The organism is Rhizobium sp. R339 (assembly GCF_002211395.1).
Taxonomy (GTDB): Bacteria; Pseudomonadota; Alphaproteobacteria; order Rhizobiales; family Rhizobiaceae; genus Rhizobium.
In genome coordinates this window covers 41,720-60,482 of record NZ_LOKV01000003.1, presented here as the reverse complement: position 1 = coordinate 60,482, position 18,763 = coordinate 41,720, and the positions used below count along the sequence as shown (strand labels likewise).

Genomic DNA, 18,763 nt, shown 5'->3' with positions numbered 1-18,763 from the left:
CGCAATATCAGGAAACAGCAGCCCTCATGGTTCACAATTTCGAGAATATTCTCGCGGCTTCCGGAATATCGAAATTCTTTCCCGGCGCGGTGGCGCTGGACAAGGTCGATTTCACCCTTCGCAAGGGAGAGGTGCACGCGCTTCTCGGCGAAAATGGCGCCGGCAAGTCGACGCTGATCAAATGCATCACCGGCGCCTACCATCGTGACGAAGGCAGCCTGATGCTGGACGGCCAGGAAATCAATCCGGCCAATACGCTCGCCGCCCAGAAGCTGGGCATCGGCACCGTCTACCAGGAGGTCAATCTCCTCTCCAATCTGAGCGTTGCCGAAAATCTCTTTCTCGGACGCCAGCCAAGGCGTTTCGGCATGACCGACGTGCGCGCGATGAACCGCAAGGCGCGCGAACTGCTTGCCGGCTACGGCATCGATATCGACGTCACCGCCGAACTCAGCCGCTTCTCCGTCGCAGTCCAGCAGGTTGTGGCCATCGCCCGCGCCGTCGATCTCTCCGGCAAGGTGCTGATCCTCGACGAGCCGACGGCCAGCCTCGACAATCAGGAAGTGGCGCTGCTTTTCCGCATCATCGAGGATTTGAAGAAGCGCGGGCTGGGCATCGTCTTCATCACTCATTTTCTCGAGCAGGTCTATGCGATCAGCGACCGGATCACCGTGCTGCGCAACGGCAAGCTGGTCGGCACCCGCGATGCCGCCGATCTGCCGCGCCAGAGCCTGATCGCCATGATGCTCGGCCGTGAACTGGCACAGGCCGAAGAAACGGTTCGGAAACACAGCCTGGCGGCCGGCGACATCAGATATCGTTTCGCAGGCTACGGCAAACGCGGCAAGGTCAAACCCTTCGATCTTGATGTGCGCGCAGGCGAGGTGGTCGGCATTGCCGGCCTGCTCGGTTCCGGCCGCACCGAAACCGCCGAATTGCTCTTTGGCATCGAACATGCCGACAGCGGCAGTGCCACGATCGATGGCCAGCCGGCGACGCTTTCCAGCCCGCGCGCAGCAATCGAAAAGGGTTTCGGCTTTTGCCCCGAGGATCGCAAGACCGATGGCATCGTCGGCGACCTGTCGATCCGGGAAAACATCGCGCTTGCACTGCAGGCGCGCCGCGGCTGGACGCGGCCGCTCTCGCGCGCCGAACAGAATGCACTGGCCGATCGCTACATTAAGGCGCTCGATATCCGCACCACCGACCGCGAAAAGCCGATCCGGCTGCTTTCCGGCGGCAACCAGCAGAAGGCGATCCTCGCCCGCTGGCTGGCGACCAATCCGAAATTTCTCATCCTCGACGAGCCGACCCGCGGTATCGATGTCGGCGCCCATGCCGAGATCATCCGGCTCATCGAACAGCTCTGCGCCGAAGGCATGTCATTGATCGTAATTTCATCGGAACTTGAAGAGCTTGTCGCTTATAGCTCACGTATCATCGTGCTTCGCGACAGGCAGCATATCACCGAACTCACCGGCGAGCGCATCACCGCCGCCGGTATCGTCGATGCCATCGCCGTCGCCGAACATAAGACGGAGGACGCATGAAATCCTCCCGGAACGCGCTGGTCTATCGCCTGGCGCCGCAATTGATCGCGCTTGTTATCATTCTTCTGTTGAATTTCATAACGTCGCCCCAGTTTTTTAATGTTGTGGTTCAAAATGGGCGCCTTTACGGCAGCCTGATTGACGTGCTGAACCGCGGTGCACCGGTGGCGCTGTTGGCGATCGGCATGACGCTGGTGATCGCCACCAAGGGGATCGATCTTTCCGTAGGCGCAGTCATCGCCATTTGCGGCGCGGTTGCCGCATCGTCGATTGTATCAGGAAATTCAGTTGCCTACACCGTTGTCCTAACGCTCGCGATCGGGCTTGCCTGCGGCGTCTGGAACGGTTTCCTGGTGGCCGTGCTCAATATCCAGCCGATCATCGCCACCCTGGTGCTGATGGTCGCCGGCCGCGGTATCGCCCAGCTCATCACCGAAGGCGCCATCCTGACCTTCAACGATGACGGCCTGATCTTCTTCGGCAGCGGCTCCATGGCTCTCTTGCCGATGCCTGTCGTCATCTGGCTGCTCGTCGGCCTGCTCGTCATCCTGCTCGTTCGCCGCACGGCGCTCGGCATGTTGATCGAGGCGGTCGGCATCAATCGCCGCGCCAGCACGCTTTCGGGCATTCAGACGCCGGTGCTGCTGATGGCCGTCTACATGCTGAGCGGGCTTTGCGCCTCGATCGCGGGCATCATCGTTGCGGCTGACATCAAGGGCGCCGATGCCAACAATGCCGGCCTCTGGCTGGAGCTCGACGCCATACTGGCGGTGGTGGTCGGCGGCAATTCGCTGCTTGGCGGGCGGTTCAGCATTCTTGGATCGCTGATCGGCGCGATGATCATTCAGGCGGTGAATACCGGCATCCTTTCCTCCGGTTTCCCGCCGGAATTCAACCTGATCATCAAGGCCGTCATCATCATCGTGATCCTCTTCATCCAGTCTCCGGCGGTGCAGTCGCTCGCCATCTTCGCCAGCCGCCGGCAGGGCGGAAGGGAGCAGCCGAAATGAACTCCAAATACCTGCCGCTGCTTGCGACAATCGTCATCTTCGTGCTCGCCTATGCCGGCTGCACGCTGCAATATCCGAACATGCTGTCGACGCGCGTCATCGGTAATCTCCTGACCGACAACGCCTTCCTCGGGATTGCCGCGGTCGGCATGACCTTCGTCATCATCTCCGGCGGCATCGATTTGTCGATCGGTTCGGTCATCGCCTTCACCGGCGTCTTCCTCGCGGTCATTCTGCAGAAGACCGCGATCCATCCGCTGCTCGCCTTCGCGCTCGTCCTCGTGATCACCACCGCCTTCGGCGCCGTCATGGGGGCAATCATCCACTATCTCGAAATGCCGGCCTTCATCGTCACGCTTGCCGGCATGTTCCTGGCGCGCGGCATTGCCTTCGTGCTCTCCATCGACAGCATTCCGATCGATCACGAGTATTATTCCACGCTGACGAGCCTCTATTACCGTCTGCCCGGCGGCGGCAGGCTGACGCTGATCGGCGCCGTCATGCTTCTGGTTTTCGCGGCCGGCATCTTCATCGCCCACCGCACCCGCTTTGGAACCAATGTCTATGCGCTCGGCGGCGGCGTGCAGACGGCCCGGCTGATGGGCGTGCCTGTGGGACGCACGACGATCCAGATCTATGCGCTGTCGGGCTTTCTGGCGGGCCTATCCGGAATCGTTTTTTCGCTGTACACCTCTGCCGGATACTCTCTTGCGGCAGTTGGCGTCGAACTCGATGCTATCGCGGCGGTCGTCATTGGGGGGACGCTGCTGACGGGAGGAGCGGGATTTGTGGCGGGAACCTTGATCGGTATCCTGATCCAGGGGCTCATTCAGACCTACATCACCTTTGACGGCACGTTGTCGAGCTGGTGGACCAAGATTCTGATCGGCCTTCTGCTTTTTGCGTTCATCCTGATGCAGAAAGCCATCCTGTTCCTTTCCAGTCTGAACAAGAGGTATGCCTAGGGGAGGCGGGTCACTTGCGCAACAAATTGATCGAGACAGGCAAGACAGGGCGCCGAACCCGGACGAGCCATGCGCAGGTGGTCGACGAGCTCGGCAAGGCGATTGTCGCCGGCACCTATCCCGTCGGCTCGATCCTGCCGGGCGATACGGAGTTGGCGCAGCGCTTCAAGGTGTCGCGCACGGTGCTGCGCGAGACGATGAAAACGCTCGCCGCCAAGGGCATGGTCGTTGCCAAGGCGCGTGTCGGCACCCGGGTGACCGAAAAGAACCTCTGGAACATGTTCGACAGCGAGATCATCGCCTGGCACTTCGACAACGGCGTGACGGAAGAGTTCCTGCTGCAGCTGTATGATATCCGCCTTGCCTTTGAGCCCTTCGCGGCCGGCCTCGTCGCCGAACGGGCGAATGCCGAGGATATCGAAATGCTGCGCAGCTTGGCGCTCGAAATGGCGGCAAGCGGCCATACCGCTGACAGCATGGCGCTCGCCGACCTGCGCTTTCATCTGGCGATCGCCGAAGCCTCGCACAACCCTTTCATGCGGACCCTCGGCAGCCTCATCGAGGCGGCTCTCGTCGGCATGTTCCGCATGAGCACGCCGCCCTCGGAAAACGGTTTCGCCAATATTGCCGACACGCATATGCGCATCGTCGATGCGATCGTTTCCGGTGACAGTGCTGCCGCGCGGCGTGCGATGGAAGACGTGATCGTGGACGGCCGCGATCATGTGCGCGAGGCCTTCGCGGCTCGCGGTTCCGAAGCTGTTACAGGTCCGATCTCGGCTGCAATTTCACCTTTGTGAAGGCTTCGCCTACTTACGTCGCCGCGCATCTTTGAGACGCGCAAGGGACGCTATCGCTGCCGCATAATTTATCCGCAAATCGATTCCGATTTAAGAAATTATGCAGTATGAGGCAGGAAAGACGCCTCATGGCGCGGATTCGCGGAGCAAATCATGGAACGCACTTGTCTTGCCGTCATTCTCGCCGCCGGTGACAGCACGCGGATGAAATCTTCGAAATCGAAGGTGCTGCATCCGGTCGCCGGACGGCCGATGATCGCCCATGTGGTCGAGTCAGTTGCCTCCGCCGGCATCTCGTCCGTCGCACTCGTCGTCGGCCGTGATGCCGAAGACGTCGCGAAGGCGGCGAGCATCGGCGGCGTCGGCATCCAATCCTATCTGCAGAAGGAACGCCTCGGCACCGGCCACGCGGTGCTGGCGGCGCGCGAAGCAATCGCCAAGGGCTATGACGATATCTTGGTCACCTATGGCGACGTGCCGCTCCAGACCGACGGACCGCTGAAGGCCGCCCGCCAGGGTCTTGCCGATGGCAGCGACATCGTTGTCATCGGCTTCCACACCAACCGGCCGACCGGCTATGGCCGCCTGCTCGTCAAGGACGGCGAACTCATCGCCATCCGCGAGGAGAAAGACGCAACCGATGCCGAGCGCACCGTGACCTGGTGCAACAGCGGCTTGATGGCGATCAACGGCCGCAAGGCGCTCGATCTTCTCTCGCGTATCGGCAATGCCAACGCCAAGGGCGAATTCTATCTGACCGACCTCGTCGAGATCGCCCGTTCGCTCGGCGGCCGCGTCACCGCCGTCGATGCGCCTGAAATCGAGATGACCGGCTGCAACAACCGCGCCGAGCTCGCCGTCATCGAGCGCTTCTGGCAGGAGCGCCGCCGCCGCGAGATGATGCTGGCGGGCGTCACCATGATCGCGCCGGAAACCGTCTTTCTCTCCTACGACACCGTCATCGGCCAGGATGCGCTGATCGAGCCGAATGTCGTCTTCGGTCCAGGCGCGGTGATCGACAGGGGCGCCGTCATTCATGCCTTCTCGCATATCGAAGGCGCCCATGTCAGCCAGGGCGCGACCGTCGGTCCCTTCGCGCGGCTGCGGCCGGGCGCGGACCTCGCCCATGGCTCCAAGGTCGGCAATTTCTGTGAGGTCAAGAACGGCCGGATCGGCGAGGGCGCCAAGGTCAACCACCTGACCTATATCGGCGATGCCGTCGTCGGCGCCGGCAGCAATATCGGTGCCGGCACGATCACCTGCAATTATGACGGCGTCAACAAGAGCCAGACGGTTATCGGCGAAAACGCTTTCATCGGCTCCAACTCGTCGCTGGTCGCCCCGGTGACGATCGGCGACGGCGCCTATATCGCCTCCGGCAGCGTCATCACCGCCGACGTCCCGGCCGATGCGCTGGCGCTCGGCCGCGCCCGGCAGGAGATCAAGCCGGGCCGCGCGACGCTGCTGCGCGAGCGCGCGCTTGCCATCAAGGCAGCGAAGAAGGCGAAAGCCTGAGGGACGCTTTGCGTAACCGGCGGAAATTGAAAGTGACCGCCGAGGTAATTGAGAAATAAGCAAGAATCGTTAGGACTGGCCTCGTTGTCGAAGGCTCATGGGGATATTGCATGTGCGGAATTGTGGGGATCGTCGGAACTCAGCCTGTTGCCGGGCGCCTGGTCGATGCGCTGAAGCGCCTCGAATATCGTGGTTATGATTCCGCCGGTGTCGCCACCATCCATGAGGGCGTGATGGATCGCCGCCGCGCCGAAGGCAAGCTGTTCAACCTGGAAAAGCGCCTCGAGGCCGAGCCGCTGCCAGGCCTAGTCGGCATTGCCCACACACGCTGGGCGACCCACGGTGTTCCCAACGAAACCAATGCCCATCCGCATTTCGTCGAAGGCGTGGCCGTCGTCCATAACGGCATCATCGAGAATTTCTCCGAGCTTCGCGACGAACTGACGGAGGAGGGCGCGGTCTTCGAAACCCAGACCGACACCGAGGTCGTCGCCCAACTGATGGCGAAGTACCTGCGCGAGGGCCTCGAGCCGCGCGCCGCTATGCTGAGGATGCTGAACCGGGTGACCGGCGCCTATGCGCTGGCCGTCATGCTCAAGGCCGATCCCGGCACGATCATGGCCGCCCGTTCCGGCCCGCCGCTTGCCGTCGGCTATGGCCGCGGCGAGATGTTCCTCGGCTCGGACGCCATCGCGCTCTCGCCCTTCACCAATGAGATCACCTATCTCGTCGACGGCGACTGCGCCGTCATCACCCGCGATAGCGTCTCGGTCCTGGATTTCGCCGGCAAACCGGTCAAGCGCGCCCGCCAGATCTCGCAGGCGACCGCCTATGTCGTCGACAAGGGCAACCACCGCCATTTCATGGAAAAGGAAATCTACGAGCAGCCGGAGGTCATCTCCCATGCGCTCAGCCACTATGTGAATTTCGCCGAAAATACGATCGGCGCCAATGCCGCCGCGATCGATTTCAAGGCGGCGACCGGCCTGGCGATCTCGGCCTGCGGCACTGCCTATCTCGCCGGTCTCGTCGGCAAATACTGGTTCGAGCGTTATGCCCGCCTGCCTGTTGAGATCGACGTCGCCTCCGAATTCCGCTACCGCGAAATGCCGCTTTCGCCCTCGCAGGCAGCGCTATTCATCTCGCAGTCCGGCGAGACCGCCGATACGCTGGCCTCGCTGCGTTATTGCCGCGACAACGGCCTGAAGATCGGCGCCGTCGTCAATGTCCGCGAATCGACGATCGCCCGCGAATCGGACGCGGTCTTTCCGATCATGGCGGGTCCGGAAATCGGCGTCGCCTCGACCAAGGCCTTCACCTGCCAGCTTGCTGTGCTGGCCTCACTCGCCATCGGCGCCGGCAAGGCACGCGGCACGGTCAGCGCTGAGGAGGAGAGGGCGCTGGTGCGTCATCTCGCCGAGATGCCGCGCATCATGAGCCGGGTGCTGAACCTCGTCCAGCCGCAGATGGAAAGCCTGTCGCGCGAATTGTCGAAGTGCAAGGACGTGCTCTATCTCGGCCGCGGCACCAGCTTCCCGCTCGCCATGGAAGGCGCTCTGAAGCTCAAGGAAATTTCCTATATCCACGCCGAAGGTTATGCCGCCGGTGAACTGAAGCACGGACCGATCGCGCTGATCGACGAGAACATGCCGGTTATCGTCATCGCCCCCTATGACCGCTTCTTCGAAAAGACGGTCTCGAACATGCAGGAGGTCGCAGCCCGCGGCGGCCGCATCATCTTCATCACCGACGAGGCCGGTGCGGCGGCCTCGAAACTGCCGACCATGGCGACGATCACCCTGCCTGTGGTCGACGAAATCATCGCCCCGATGATCTTCTCGCTGCCGATCCAGCTGCTCGCCTATCACACCGCCGTCTTCATGGGCACCGATGTCGATCAGCCTCGCAATCTGGCGAAATCCGTGACCGTGGAATAAGCCCACGAGGACCCGATCTTCGCGCTGAAACATATTGTGCCACGCCCCGAATTCTGGCAGTTTTACCAGGCGGACAAGGGGGAAAGGCCGGCGTTCCGGCCTGTCCAGGACCGAGATGGAGCTCATCAGGAGAGATGACCGACAACACCCCCAGAATGCCGGTCGCGACCCGGCTGAGGAACAATTTTCTCGCAGGCCTGATCATCTGCGCGCCGATCGCCATTACCATCTGGCTGACCTGGACCTTCATCCACTGGTCGGACAGCTGGGTCAGGCCCTATATTCCGGCGCGCTGGAATCCGGAAAGCTATCTCAATTTCGCCATTCCCGGTTTCGGCCTGCTGATCGCCGTCGTGCTGATCACCGTCGTCGGCTTCCTCGGCAAGAACCTGATCGGCCAGAGCATCGTCCGGTTCGGTGAATCGATCGTCCAGCGCATGCCGCTGGTGCGCACCGTCTACCGAAGCGTGAAGCAGATTTTCGAAACCGTGCTGAAGGAGCAGGCGAACTCCTTCAAGAAGGTCGGCCTCATCGAATATCCCGGTCCCGGCCTCTGGGCGCTGGTCTTCATTGCCACCGACGCCAAGGGCGAGATCGCCTCGAAGTTCAACGCCATGGGCCAGGACATGGTCGCCGTCTTCCTGCCGCCGACACCGGTGCCGACCGCCGGCTTCCTCGTCTTCGTGCCGCGCGAAAAGATCGTCCTGCTCGATATGAGCCCGGAAGACGCAGCGAAGTTCCTGATTTCGGGCGGCCTTGTCGCCCCCGGTCACACGCCATCCGAGCCGAAGCAGAAGCATCTGCCGCGGCCGAAACCGGTGGCGGTTTCAAAAGCGGACTAACCCGCTCTCAGGAACCGGATCGCCTCGTCGCGGCGGAAGAGATAGAGCAGCGTACGGATCGCCTGTCCTCTTTCGCTCGTCAGCTCCGGATCGCGTTCGATGAGATAGGCGGCGTCCTTACGGGCGATTTCCAGCAGGTCGGCATGCGCCTCAAGGCTGGCGATGCGGAAACCCGGCGTGCCGGACTGGCGGGTGCCGAGCAGCTCGCCTTCGCCGCGCAGTTTCAGGTCTTCCTCGGCGATACGAAAGCCGTCCTCAGTCTCCCGCATGATCGAAAGCCGGGCATGGCCGGTTTCGCCGAGTGGCCCCTTGTAGAGCAGGATGCAGGTCGAGGCCTCTTCGCCGCGCCCGACGCGGCCGCGCAACTGATGCAATTGCGCCAGGCCGAAGCGTTCGGCATGTTCGATCACCATGATCGACGCATCCGGCACATCGACGCCGACTTCGACGACGGTGGTGGCGACGAGAAGCCGCGTCTCGCCGTTCTTGAAGGCCATCATCGCTGCATCCTTCTCCGGTCCGCTCATGCGGCCGTGGATGAGGCCGATGTCGGGACCGAGGGCGGCGACCAGTGTCGCATGCCGCTCCTCGGCCGACATCAGGTCGAGCTCTTCGGATTCCTCGACGAGCGGGCAGATCCAGTACGCCTTCTTGCCCTCGGCGATCGCGCTCTGCAGCCGCCCGACGATCTCGCCGGTCCGCTCCATCGGTACGGTGATCGTCTGGATCGGTTTGCGGCCGGCCGGTTTCTCGGTGAGCTTGGAGACATCCATGTCGCCGAAGGCGGCAAGCACCAGCGTGCGCGGGATCGGCGTCGCCGTCATGACGAGCATGTGCGGCGAGATCCCCTTGGCCGTCAGCCTGAGCCGTTGATGCACGCCGAAGCGGTGCTGCTCGTCGACGACGGCAAGCATGAGGTTGGCGTAAGAAACGGTATCCTGGAACAGCGCATGCGTGCCGATGATGATCTGCGCGGCACCCGAGGCGATGCGCTCCAGGATTTCCTCCCGTTCACGGCCCTTGGTGCGCCCGGTCAGCACCTCGATGCCGAGCCCGGCGGAGGCGGCGAACTTCGAGATTGTCGCGTGATGCTGGCGCGCCAGGATTTCGGTCGGCGCCATCAGCACCGCTTGGCCGCCGCTCTCGATCACCGCCGCCATCGCCATCAACCCCACCAGCGTCTTGCCGGAGCCGACATCGCCCTGCAGCAGCCGCAGCATGCGCTCGGTGCCCGCCATGTCCTTCAGAATGTCGGCGATCGCCTCGTTCTGGCTTGGTGTGGGCGAGAAGGGCAGCGCCTTCAGGATCCTGCCGCTGACGGCACCCGTCGCATGCACCGGCTGGCCCGCCACCTTGCGCAGCCTCTGGCGCACCAGACTCAGCGACAGCTGGCCGGCGAGGAATTCGTCATAGGCGAGCCGCCGCCGGGCAGGGGCCTGCGGATCGATATCGGAGGGGTCGCGCGGCTCGTGCAGCATGTGAAAGCTGTCGCAGATCGACGGCAGCCCCTGCTTCTGCGCCAACGCCGGATCGATCCATTCCGGCAACTCGGGAAATCGCGGTAGCGCGGCATCGATGATCTTGCGCAATGTCTTCGGCGAGAGCCCCGCCGTCAGCGGATAGATCGGCTCGACCAGCGGCAGGTTCTCCGCATCCTCTGCTTTGACGATATAGTCGGGATGCACCATCGAGGCGCGGCCGTTGAACCAGTCGACCTTACCGCTGACGGTCACTTCCGCGTCGATGGGCAGCTGCTTTTCCAGCCAGGCCGCCTGTCCGCGGAAGAAGACCAGCGTCAGTTCGCCGGTCTCGTCATGTAGGAAGACGCGGTAGGGAACATTGCTCTTGCCGCGCGGCGCTGGCTGGTGCCGGTCGACGCGTGCCGTGATCGTCACGATCGCACCCTGCGGCGCGCGGGCGATTCCCGGCTGGTTGCGCCGGTCAATCAGTGAAAAGGGCGCGTGGAAGAGGAGATCGATGGTCCGGCCATCCTCCGGCGTCTCGCGCCCGAGCAGCTTGACGAGCAGTTCGGCGATCTTCGGGCCGACGCCCGGGAGCCCCGAAACGGGAGAAAACAGAGGATCGAGAATGGCGGGGCGCATGCGGCCAAAATGCGATGAACAATGCGGCCTTGGCAAGGCTGACAAGCCGCTTTCCAGGGTCTATAGAGGCGCATCAACAGGAAGGTAATGCCATGACAGGTGTCACGCTCACGAGTGCCGGTCTCGACCCGCGCCGCCGCCGCATCCTTTTCCGCTGCTGGCATCGCGGCATCCGCGAGATGGACCTGGTCTTCGGCCAGTTCGCCGAGGCGGAGCTTGCGACGCTTTCGGAAGTCGAGCTCGACGAATTCGAGACGATCATGGCGGAAGAGGACAATGATCTTCTTCGCTGGATCATGGGAACATGGCCGGTTCCCGAGCGTTTCCAGACACCGATGTTTGCCCGCCTCGCCGCCTACACGCCCGATTTCGATAAGCCCCTCAGGATGCCGGAATGATCCCTGGTTTCGATGCGAAGAAGCTTGCGGCGATTGCCGAGCCGCTGACGATCGGCAATGTGCCTGCCGGCCTCGAACCGCTGCTGCTGGCCGAGCTCGCCCGGGCGGGAGAGCCGGTCGCCTATGTGATGTCCGATGGCCACCGCATGGCCGATCTCGAACAGATGCTGGGCTTTGTCGCCCCTGACATTCCGGTACTCACCTTGCCGGCCTGGGACTGTCTGCCCTATGACCGTGTCTCTCCGAGCGCCGACAATTCGGCCCGCCGGCTCGCCGCCTTGGGTGGCCTTATCGCGCATCGGAAGAAGCCGCATGCGGCGATCGTGCTCGTCACCGCCAATGCCATGCTGCAGAAGGTGGCGCCGCACGATGTCATCGAGAGCCTGAGCTTTTCGGCTCGCCCCGGCAACCAGCTGCGCATGGACGATCTCGCCGGAAGGCTGGAGCGCAATGGCTTCGATCGCGTCGCGACCGTTCGTGAGGTCGGCGAATATGCCGTGCGCGGCGGCATTCTCGATGTCTTCGTCCCGGGTTCGGAAGAGCCGGTCCGCCTCGATTTCTTCGGCGATACGCTGGAATCGATCCGCAGCTTCGATCCGGCGAGCCAGCGCACGACCGGGCAGGTGCGCTCCCTCGATCTCAACCCGATGAGCGAGGTGACGCTGACGCCGGATACGATCAGCCGCTTCCGCAAGAACTATCTCTCGGCCTTCGGCGCAGCGACCCGCGACGACGCGCTCTATCTCGCCGTCTCCGAAGGCCGCCGTTATCCGGGCATGGAGCACTGGCTGCCGTTCTTCTACGAGAAACTCGATACCGTCTTCGATTATCTCAGCGGCTTCCGTGTCGTCACCGACCATACGGTGCGTGAGGCGGCCGAGGAGCGCTCCAAGCTCGTCCTCGATTATTTCGAAGCGCGGCTGAATTCCGGCCAGCCTGCCAAGGGCGGCCAGATGGCGCAGGGCACACCCTACAAGCCGGTTGCGCCGGGCCAGCTCTATCTCGACAGCAAGCTTTTCACAAAAACCCTGGATGCGCTCGGCGCGATCCGCATCAGCCCCTTCAACGAGCACGAGGGCGAGGCACGGCGGGTGATCAATGTCGACGCCCGCCAGGGGCAGCGCTGGGCGCGTTCCAATGCCGAAGGCGGCGGCGATGCGGAACGCATCAATGTCTTCGATGCGGTCGTCAAGCATATTGCCGACCGCCGTGCCGGCGGCGGCAAGGTTCTCGTTACCGCTTGGACCGAAGGCTCGCTGGAACGCCTGCTGCAAGTTCTGAACGAACATGGCCTCGAAAAGGTCAAGCCGATCGAGGCGCTGAAGGATATCGGCTCCTTGGCCAGAGGCGAGGCGGCCGCTGCAGTGCTCAATCTCGAATCCGGCTTCGAGGCCGGCGATCTCATCGTCATCGGTGAACAGGATATCCTCGGCGACCGCATGGTGCGCCGCTCCAAGCGCCGCAAGCGTGCAGCCGATTTCATCTCGGAGGTCGCGGGCCTGGACGAGGGCTCGATCGTCGTCCACGCCGAACACGGCATTGGCCGGTTCGTCGGCCTCAGGACCATCGAAGCGGCAGGCGCGCCGCACGCCTGTCTCGAACTGCAATATGCAGACGAAGCCAAGCTTTTCCTGCCGGTCGAAAACATTGATCTTCTCTCGCGCTACGGCGGCGAGGGCACCGAGGCTCAGCTCGACAAGCTTGGCGGCGGCGCCTGGCAGATGCGCAAGGCGAAACTCAAGAAGCGCCTCCTCGATATGGCGGATGCGCTGATCCGCATCGCCGCCGAGCGCCTGACGCGTCATGCGCCGATGTTGACGACGCCGGACGGCCTCTACGACGAATTTGCCGCCCGCTTCCCCTATGACGAGACCGAAGACCAGGACAACGCCATCGATGCGGTGCGCTCGGATCTCGGCGCCGGACGGCCGATGGACCGCCTCGTCTGCGGCGACGTCGGTTTCGGCAAGACCGAGGTGGCGCTCCGCGCCGCTTTCGTCGCGGCAATGAACGGCGTCCAGGTTGCCGTCGTCGTGCCGACGACCTTGCTTGCCCGCCAGCATTTCAAGACTTTTTCCGAGCGTTTCCGCGGTCTGCCGGTGCGTGTCCAGCAGGCCTCGCGCCTTGTCGGATCGAAGGAGCTGGCGCTGACCAAGAAGGAGGTGGCGGAAGGCAAGACCGATATCGTCGTCGGCACCCATGCGCTGCTTGGCGCCGGCATCAAATTCGCCAATCTCGGCCTGCTTGTTATCGACGAGGAGCAGCATTTCGGCGTCAAGCACAAGGAGCGGCTGAAGGAGCTGAAAAGCGATGTGCACGTGCTGACGCTGTCGGCCACGCCGATCCCGCGCACGCTGCAGCTGGCCATGACCGGCGTGCGCGAACTGTCGCTGATCACCACGCCGCCGGTCGACCGCATGGCTGTGCGCACCTTCATCTCGCCCTTCGATAGCCTCGTCATCCGCGAGACGCTGATGCGCGAGCACTATCGCGGCGGCCAGAGTTTCTATGTCTGCCCGAGGCTTGCCGACCTCGCTGATGTGCACGCCTTCCTGCAGTCCGACGTGCCGGAACTGAAGGTCGCCGTGGCGCACGGCCAGATGCCGGCCGGCGAGCTGGAAGACATCATGAACGCCTTCTACGAGGGCCGCTACGACGTGCTGCTATCGACCACCATCGTCGAATCCGGCCTCGACGTGCCCACAGCCAACACGCTGATCGTCCACCGCGCCGATATGTTCGGTCTTGCGCAGCTCTATCAGCTGCGCGGCCGTGTCGGACGTTCGAAGGTGCGCGCCTTCGCGCTCTTCACCCTACCTGTGAATAAGGTGCTGACGGCGACGGCCGAACGCCGGCTCAAGGTGCTGCAGTCGCTCGATACGCTCGGCGCCGGCTTCCAGCTGGCAAGCCACGACCTCGATATCCGCGGCGCTGGCAATCTGCTCGGCGAGGAACAGTCCGGCCATATTAAGGAAGTCGGCTTCGAGCTCTACCAGCAGATGCTGGAAGAGGCGGTCGCCGAGGTCAAGGGCGTCGATGAGATCCACGACACCGGCTGGTCGCCGCAAATCTCGGTCGGCACGACTGTGATGATTCCGGAAGACTACGTTCCCGATCTGCATCTGCGCATGGCGCTTTACCGCCGTCTCGGCGAACTCACGGAACTCAAGGAGATCGACGGCTTCGGCGCCGAGATGATCGACCGCTTCGGGCCGATGCCGATCGAAGTCCAGCATCTCCTGAAGATCGTCTACATCAAGTCGCTCTGCCGCACCGCCAATGTCGAAAAACTCGATGCCGGCCCGAAGGGCGTCGTGGTGCAGTTCCGCAACAAGGAATTCCCCAACCCGGCAAACCTCGTCGGCTATATCGGCAAACAGGGCACGATGGCGAAGATCCGCCCCGACCACAGCCTGTTCCTGACCCGCGATCTGCCGACCCCGAAAAAACGCCTGCAGGGCGCTGCCGTTATCATGACGCAACTGGCCGAGATGGCGAAATAGGAGCAGTTCCAGCAAAAGTGCGCAGCGGTTTTGCCAGGCAAAGCGCGAAGCGCTTTTGCCGGGAATGCGTAAGGACAAAGAGATCGGAGGAAAAGCGGGATGGCGACATACGGCGCAACGATCGCCTGGCAGCGAAACGGCGAGACCTTCACCGACAATCGCTACAACCGCGTCCATCGCTGGACCTTCGACGGCGGCATCGAGGTGAGGGCATCCTCGTCCTCGCATGTCGTTCCGCTGCCCTATTCCGCCGAAGACGCCATCGATCCGGAGGAGGCCTTCGTCGCCTCGCTCTCCAGCTGCCACATGCTCTGGTTCCTATCGATCGCCGCCAAACAGGGCTTTTGCGTCGATAGCTACACCGATGCCGCCGAAGGCGTCATGGAAAAGAATGCCGAGGGCCGCCTTGCCATGACTGTCGTGACGCTCCATCCAAACGTCGTCTTCTCCGGCGACAAGCGGCCCTCATTGAGCGAACTCGAAACCCTGCACCACCGCGCCCACGACGAATGCTTCATCGCCAATTCGGTGAAGACCGAGGTGCGCTGTATTCCTGTGCTGGGGTGACCGGCGTCGGAGGGGCGCGGCTAATCGTGACGAGGCCTAACCTCAGTTGAGCCCCGATCGCGCCTCGGCTTTCGCCTTGGCGATATCGCGCAGTGCGCCTGCCAGCACGTCGGGCGTCTGTGCGCCGCTGACCGCATACTGCTGGTCGAAGATAAAGAAGGGCACGCCGTTGACGCCCATTTCCTGGGCCGCTTGAATCTCGGCCACGATCAGATCGCGATCGGCATCGGAGGCGAGCAGCGAGGCGATGACCGAGCGGTCGAGGCCGGCGTTTTCGGCAATATCGAGCAGCACCGCATGGTCGCCGACATTGCGGCCTTCCTCGAAATTCGCCTTGAACAGCGCGGCGACGACCCGGTCCTGCTTTTCGCGGCCTTCAATCATCGCCCAGTGGATGAGCCGATGGGCATCGAGCGTGTTCGGGCCGATCTTGATGGCCTCGAAATCGAAAGCGATGCCGACCTCGCGGCCGAGATCGGTGAGCATCTTGTGGGCCTGCGCCACGCGCTCCTCGCCGCCGAGCTTCTGCGCCAGCGCCTTCTTCTGATCGACGCCTTCCTTGGGATAGTCGGGATTGAGCCGGTAGGGCCGCCAGTTGATATCGACGCCGACCTCGTCCTGAACCTCGGCGATGGCGAGCTCAAGCCGTGCCTTGCCGAGATAGCACCAGGGGCAGACGACATCCGAGACGACGTCGATGGTGATGCGCTCCATCATGATATTCCTTATTTCTGTGCGTCTCCCGGAGGAGACATCGGGCCGAGGCGTTCGGCGCTTCTATTGGGCGCTTGTATCCCACCATACCGGCAGCTGGTAGCCATAAAGCGGCACCGTGTCGGGATGGCCGATGCGCTTGCTGCGGGCCACCCATTGCTGGTCCATATGATAGAGCGGCAGCACGTAATGGCTGGAAAGCAGCAGCCGGTCGTAGGAGCGCACCGCTGCGGTAAAATCTTCTGCCGAGCGTGCCCGCAAGACGCGATCGATCAATGTGTCGAGGTCGGGATCGTTGGCGCCGGCAAAGCTGTCCGTGCCCTCGCGCGTCCGCGCAGCCGAAGACCAGCGGCCGAGCTGCTCATTTCCAGGGGAGAGCGAGGATGTGTAGGACTTCATGATCATGTCGTAGTCGAAGCTGTTTGTCCGGCTCTGATACTGCGAATCATCAACAGTGCGGATCGAGGCCGCAATGCCGATCGCCTGCAGCGAACGCTGGTAGGCGACGGTGAGCTTCTCCTGGTCGGCATTCTGCGTCATGATTTCAAAGGCGAGCTGACGGCCGGAGGCGTCGAGCATCTTGCCGCCCTGTATCGCATAACCACCCTGCTTCAGCAGTGCGACGGCTCGCTTCAGCACATTGCGGTCGCGGCCGGAACCATCGGTGACCGGCAGCTTGTAGGTGCCGTCGAGAATATCGGGCGCGATCTTGTCCTTGATCGGCCCGAGCAGGGCGATCTCCGCCGCATTGGCCGGAACGCCGAAGCTCGAAAGCTCCGAATTCTGCCAGAAGCTCTGCGTGCGCTTGTAGGCCCCGGAATAGAGATTCTTGTTCGCCCATTCGAAATCGAACACCAGCGACAAGCCTTCACGCACCTTCGCATCGGCAAAGATCGGCCGGCGCGTGTTGAACACGAAGCCGAGCATGCCGCTCGGCAGTTTCGGCGTGAACACGTCCTTGATCGCAGCGCCCGAGGTGACCGCGGGGAAACTATAGGCATTGGCCCAATGGCCGGGGTTGCCGTCGGGATAGATGTCGACATCGCCCTTCTTGAAGGCCTCGAACAGCGTCGTGTCCTGCAGGAAATACTGGACGGTGATCTGGTCGTAATTGTCGGTGCCGACCTTGGCGGGAATGTCCTTGCCCCAGTAATTCGGGTCGCGTTCATAGGTGATGCTCTCGCCCGGCTTGACCGTCTTCACCTTATACGGGCCGGAACCGACCGGCGGCGTCAGCGAGGTGCGGTCGAAGGTTTCAGAATCGATCGCATGTTTCGGCAGCACCGGGAAAAGGCCGAAAATCAACGGCGTCTCGCGATCGGCCTTGTCGTTGAAGGTGAAGCGCACGCTGTGCTCGCCGACCTTCTCCATCTTGTCGACCACTTTGAGGCGGTTGGAGAAGGGCACACGGCCCTTGTCGCGCATCAGCTCGAAGGTGAACATCACGTCCTCAGGCGTCACCGGCTGGCCATCGGACCATTTCGCCTTCGGATTGAGGTTGAACTTGATGAAGCTCCTGTTGTCGTCCCATTCGACCGTCTCGGCCAGCAGGCCATAAAGCGTGAAGGGCTCGTCGCGCGAGCGCTGCATCAGCGATTCGTAGACGAGATTGCCGTATTCCGGGTCCCACATGCCACGCGCGGTCGTGCGCATGCTCTTCAGGATGAACGGGTTGAGGCTGTCGAAGGTGCCGACGACGCCATAGGTGATCTTGCCGCCTTTCTTCACGTCCGGATTGACGTAAGGGAAGTGCTTGTAATCAGCCGGCAGGGCCGGCTCGCCATGCATCGCGATACCGTGCAGCGGCTCGGCGACGACAGTGCCGCACAGCAGCGAGAGGACGAGAGGGACGACGATCCGGAGCATTCGGCAATCCTTGATCCGTGAAACGGGCATGATTCACCGCGAGACTATCATCTGGTCGAGCGATTCCAACACGCGGGCGCCATTTCTTTGGCGCGGCGACGAAATTGCTCCCGAAATTGCCAAAGAAATGCTGGATATCTTGAACGCTGCGATGTAACAGGTGAACCCGAAGTTTCGGGGTCATGCATTTGCCTCATTTTTCCATGAGGTGGAGTGCCGAACGACCCGATGGTTGGGGCGGCAGGTCGCTGCCTCGAACGGATATCAGGAGACGGAATTCGTTATGATGTTCAAGTCTGAAAAGAAAATGCGGGCAGCACTGTCCGTTCTGGCAGTGATGTTCGGCGCCGCTTCGGCACCGGTCTCCTCCTTCGCACAGGATGCGGCGGCACAGGCTCCCGCCGATGCCCCGGCGCAGGCCGCTGGCGCGCCGAAGCTCGGCTGGTACAAGACCTGCAGCAAGCAGGAAGACAACGACATCTGTGTCGTCCAGAACCTGATCCTCGCCAATGGCGGCCAGCTCGTGACGGCCGTCGGCCTGATCTCGGTCTCCGGCAAGATCAACCGCAAGCTCCTGCAGGTATCGGTTCCCACAGCACGTCTGATTCCCCCCGGCATCATCATGCAGATCGATGGCGGCAAGGGCCAGAAGCTCGACTACGCCGTCTGCCTGCCGGACAAGTGCACCGCCGAAATTCCGCTGACCGACGCGATGATCGCCAGCCTCAAGAAGGGCAGCGACGTGATCTTCACCTCGATCAACTTCCGCCGCGCCCCGAACCCGATCAAGATCTCGCTCGAAGGCTTCACCGGCGCTTATGACGGCGAACCGGTTTCCGAATCCAAGCTCGCCGCAAGCCAGCGCAGTCTCCAGGAAGGCATGCAGAAGAAGGCCGACGAAGCCCGCAAGAAGCTGGAAGAAGCCCAGAAGGCCGCCAAGGCGCAGTAATCCTGCTTTCATATTGAATAAAAACCCGGCTTTAGGCCGGGTTTT

At 62.5% G+C, this 18,763-nt stretch carries 14 protein-coding genes; 11 read left to right on the top strand and 3 right to left on the bottom strand.

The window, feature by feature from the left end:
- The first annotated feature begins 26 nt into the window (after positions 1–26).
- From ytfR to ATY76_RS06910, 7 genes are all read left to right on the top strand, one after another.
- The gene (gene ytfR, locus ATY76_RS06940; protein ID WP_088674047.1) at positions 27–1,550 is read left to right on the top strand and encodes a galactofuranose ABC transporter, ATP-binding protein YtfR; all 1,524 of its coding nucleotides are present in this window, start codon (positions 27–29) and stop codon (positions 1,548–1,550) included.
- On the top strand, positions 1,547–2,560 hold the full coding sequence (locus ATY76_RS06935; RefSeq protein ID WP_088674046.1) for an ABC transporter permease: 1,014 nt from the start codon (positions 1,547–1,549) through the stop codon (positions 2,558–2,560). The genes ytfR and ATY76_RS06935 overlap by 4 nt, the downstream gene beginning before the upstream one ends.
- Positions 2,557–3,525, top strand: a complete 969-nt coding sequence (gene yjfF / locus ATY76_RS06930) for a galactofuranose ABC transporter, permease protein YjfF (RefSeq protein WP_088674045.1) — start codon at positions 2,557–2,559, stop codon at positions 3,523–3,525. Before ATY76_RS06935 ends, yjfF begins: the two co-directional genes overlap by 4 nt.
- A gap of 14 nt (positions 3,526–3,539) precedes the next feature.
- Complete coding sequence (locus tag ATY76_RS06925; RefSeq protein WP_088674044.1) at positions 3,540–4,325, top strand: FadR/GntR family transcriptional regulator; 786 nt, start codon at positions 3,540–3,542, stop codon at positions 4,323–4,325.
- Positions 4,326–4,478: 153 nt separating this feature from the next.
- A complete protein-coding gene (gene glmU / locus ATY76_RS06920) occupies positions 4,479–5,840 on the top strand; it encodes a bifunctional UDP-N-acetylglucosamine diphosphorylase/glucosamine-1-phosphate N-acetyltransferase GlmU (RefSeq protein ID WP_088674043.1) in 1,362 nt (453 codons plus the stop codon).
- A gap of 110 nt (positions 5,841–5,950) precedes the next feature.
- A complete protein-coding gene (gene glmS, locus ATY76_RS06915; protein WP_088674042.1) occupies positions 5,951–7,777 on the top strand; it encodes a glutamine--fructose-6-phosphate transaminase (isomerizing) in 1,827 nt (608 codons plus the stop codon).
- A gap of 134 nt (positions 7,778–7,911) precedes the next feature.
- Positions 7,912–8,619, top strand: coding sequence for a DUF502 domain-containing protein (locus ATY76_RS06910; protein WP_088674041.1), 708 nt, complete (start codon positions 7,912–7,914; stop codon positions 8,617–8,619).
- Here the strand turns inward: ATY76_RS06910 and recG are convergent.
- The gene (recG, locus tag ATY76_RS06905; protein ID WP_088674040.1) at positions 8,616–10,721 is read right to left on the bottom strand and encodes an ATP-dependent DNA helicase RecG; all 2,106 of its coding nucleotides are present in this window, start codon (positions 10,719–10,721) and stop codon (positions 8,616–8,618) included. The genes ATY76_RS06910 and recG overlap by 4 nt on opposite strands.
- Positions 10,722–10,813: 92 nt before the next feature.
- On the opposite strand from recG, the gene ATY76_RS06900 reads away from it, so the two are divergent.
- From ATY76_RS06900 to ATY76_RS06890, 3 genes are all read left to right on the top strand, one after another.
- The gene (locus ATY76_RS06900; RefSeq protein WP_088674039.1) at positions 10,814–11,119 is read left to right on the top strand and encodes a succinate dehydrogenase assembly factor 2; all 306 of its coding nucleotides are present in this window, start codon (positions 10,814–10,816) and stop codon (positions 11,117–11,119) included.
- The gene (gene mfd, locus ATY76_RS06895) at positions 11,116–14,622 is read left to right on the top strand and encodes a transcription-repair coupling factor (RefSeq protein WP_088674038.1); all 3,507 of its coding nucleotides are present in this window, start codon (positions 11,116–11,118) and stop codon (positions 14,620–14,622) included. Before ATY76_RS06900 ends, mfd begins: the two co-directional genes overlap by 4 nt.
- A gap of 99 nt (positions 14,623–14,721) precedes the next feature.
- Positions 14,722–15,189, top strand: a complete 468-nt coding sequence (locus ATY76_RS06890) for an OsmC family protein (RefSeq protein WP_088674037.1) — start codon at positions 14,722–14,724, stop codon at positions 15,187–15,189.
- A 42-nt stretch (positions 15,190–15,231) separates the two neighbouring features.
- On the opposite strand, the gene ATY76_RS06885 is transcribed toward ATY76_RS06890, so the two are convergent.
- A complete protein-coding gene (locus ATY76_RS06885; protein WP_088674036.1) occupies positions 15,232–15,903 on the bottom strand; it encodes a DsbA family oxidoreductase in 672 nt (223 codons plus the stop codon).
- A 63-nt stretch (positions 15,904–15,966) separates the two neighbouring features.
- Complete coding sequence (locus tag ATY76_RS06880; RefSeq protein WP_088674035.1) at positions 15,967–17,769, bottom strand: extracellular solute-binding protein; 1,803 nt, start codon at positions 17,767–17,769, stop codon at positions 15,967–15,969.
- 283 nt (positions 17,770–18,052) lie between these two features.
- Here ATY76_RS06880 and ATY76_RS06875 point away from each other — a divergent pair, with 283 nt between their 5' ends.
- Positions 18,053–18,718: an invasion associated locus B family protein gene (locus tag ATY76_RS06875; RefSeq protein ID WP_088674190.1), complete on the top strand. Its 666-nt coding sequence runs from the start codon at positions 18,053–18,055 to the stop codon at positions 18,716–18,718.
- The last annotated feature ends 45 nt before the right edge of the window (positions 18,719–18,763 follow it).

What these genes read in the sequence shown, in the direction of transcription:
- ATY76_RS06875 (WP_088674190.1), top strand. Translation starts at nt 18,053, where the DNA reads ATGATGTTCAAGTCTGAAAAGAAAATGCGGGCAGCACTGTCCGTTCTG.
- glmU (WP_088674043.1), top strand. Translation starts at nt 4,479, where the DNA reads ATGGAACGCACTTGTCTTGCCGTCATTCTCGCCGCCGGTGACAGCACG.
- ATY76_RS06885 (WP_088674036.1), bottom strand. Translation starts at nt 15,903, where the DNA reads ATGGAGCGCATCACCATCGACGTCGTCTCGGATGTCGTCTGCCCCTGG.
- glmS (WP_088674042.1), top strand. Translation starts at nt 5,951, where the DNA reads ATGTGCGGAATTGTGGGGATCGTCGGAACTCAGCCTGTTGCCGGGCGC.
- yjfF (WP_088674045.1), top strand. Translation starts at nt 2,557, where the DNA reads ATGAACTCCAAATACCTGCCGCTGCTTGCGACAATCGTCATCTTCGTG.
- ATY76_RS06935 (WP_088674046.1), top strand. Translation starts at nt 1,547, where the DNA reads ATGAAATCCTCCCGGAACGCGCTGGTCTATCGCCTGGCGCCGCAATTG.
- ATY76_RS06880 (WP_088674035.1), bottom strand. Translation starts at nt 17,769, where the DNA reads ATGCTCCGGATCGTCGTCCCTCTCGTCCTCTCGCTGCTGTGCGGCACT.
- ATY76_RS06890 (WP_088674037.1), top strand. Translation starts at nt 14,722, where the DNA reads ATGGCGACATACGGCGCAACGATCGCCTGGCAGCGAAACGGCGAGACC.
- ATY76_RS06910 (WP_088674041.1), top strand. Translation starts at nt 7,912, where the DNA reads ATGACCGACAACACCCCCAGAATGCCGGTCGCGACCCGGCTGAGGAAC.
- ATY76_RS06900 (WP_088674039.1), top strand. Translation starts at nt 10,814, where the DNA reads ATGACAGGTGTCACGCTCACGAGTGCCGGTCTCGACCCGCGCCGCCGC.
- ytfR (WP_088674047.1), top strand. Translation starts at nt 27, where the DNA reads ATGGTTCACAATTTCGAGAATATTCTCGCGGCTTCCGGAATATCGAAA.
- mfd (WP_088674038.1), top strand. Translation starts at nt 11,116, where the DNA reads ATGATCCCTGGTTTCGATGCGAAGAAGCTTGCGGCGATTGCCGAGCCG.
- recG (WP_088674040.1), bottom strand. Translation starts at nt 10,721, where the DNA reads ATGCGCCCCGCCATTCTCGATCCTCTGTTTTCTCCCGTTTCGGGGCTC.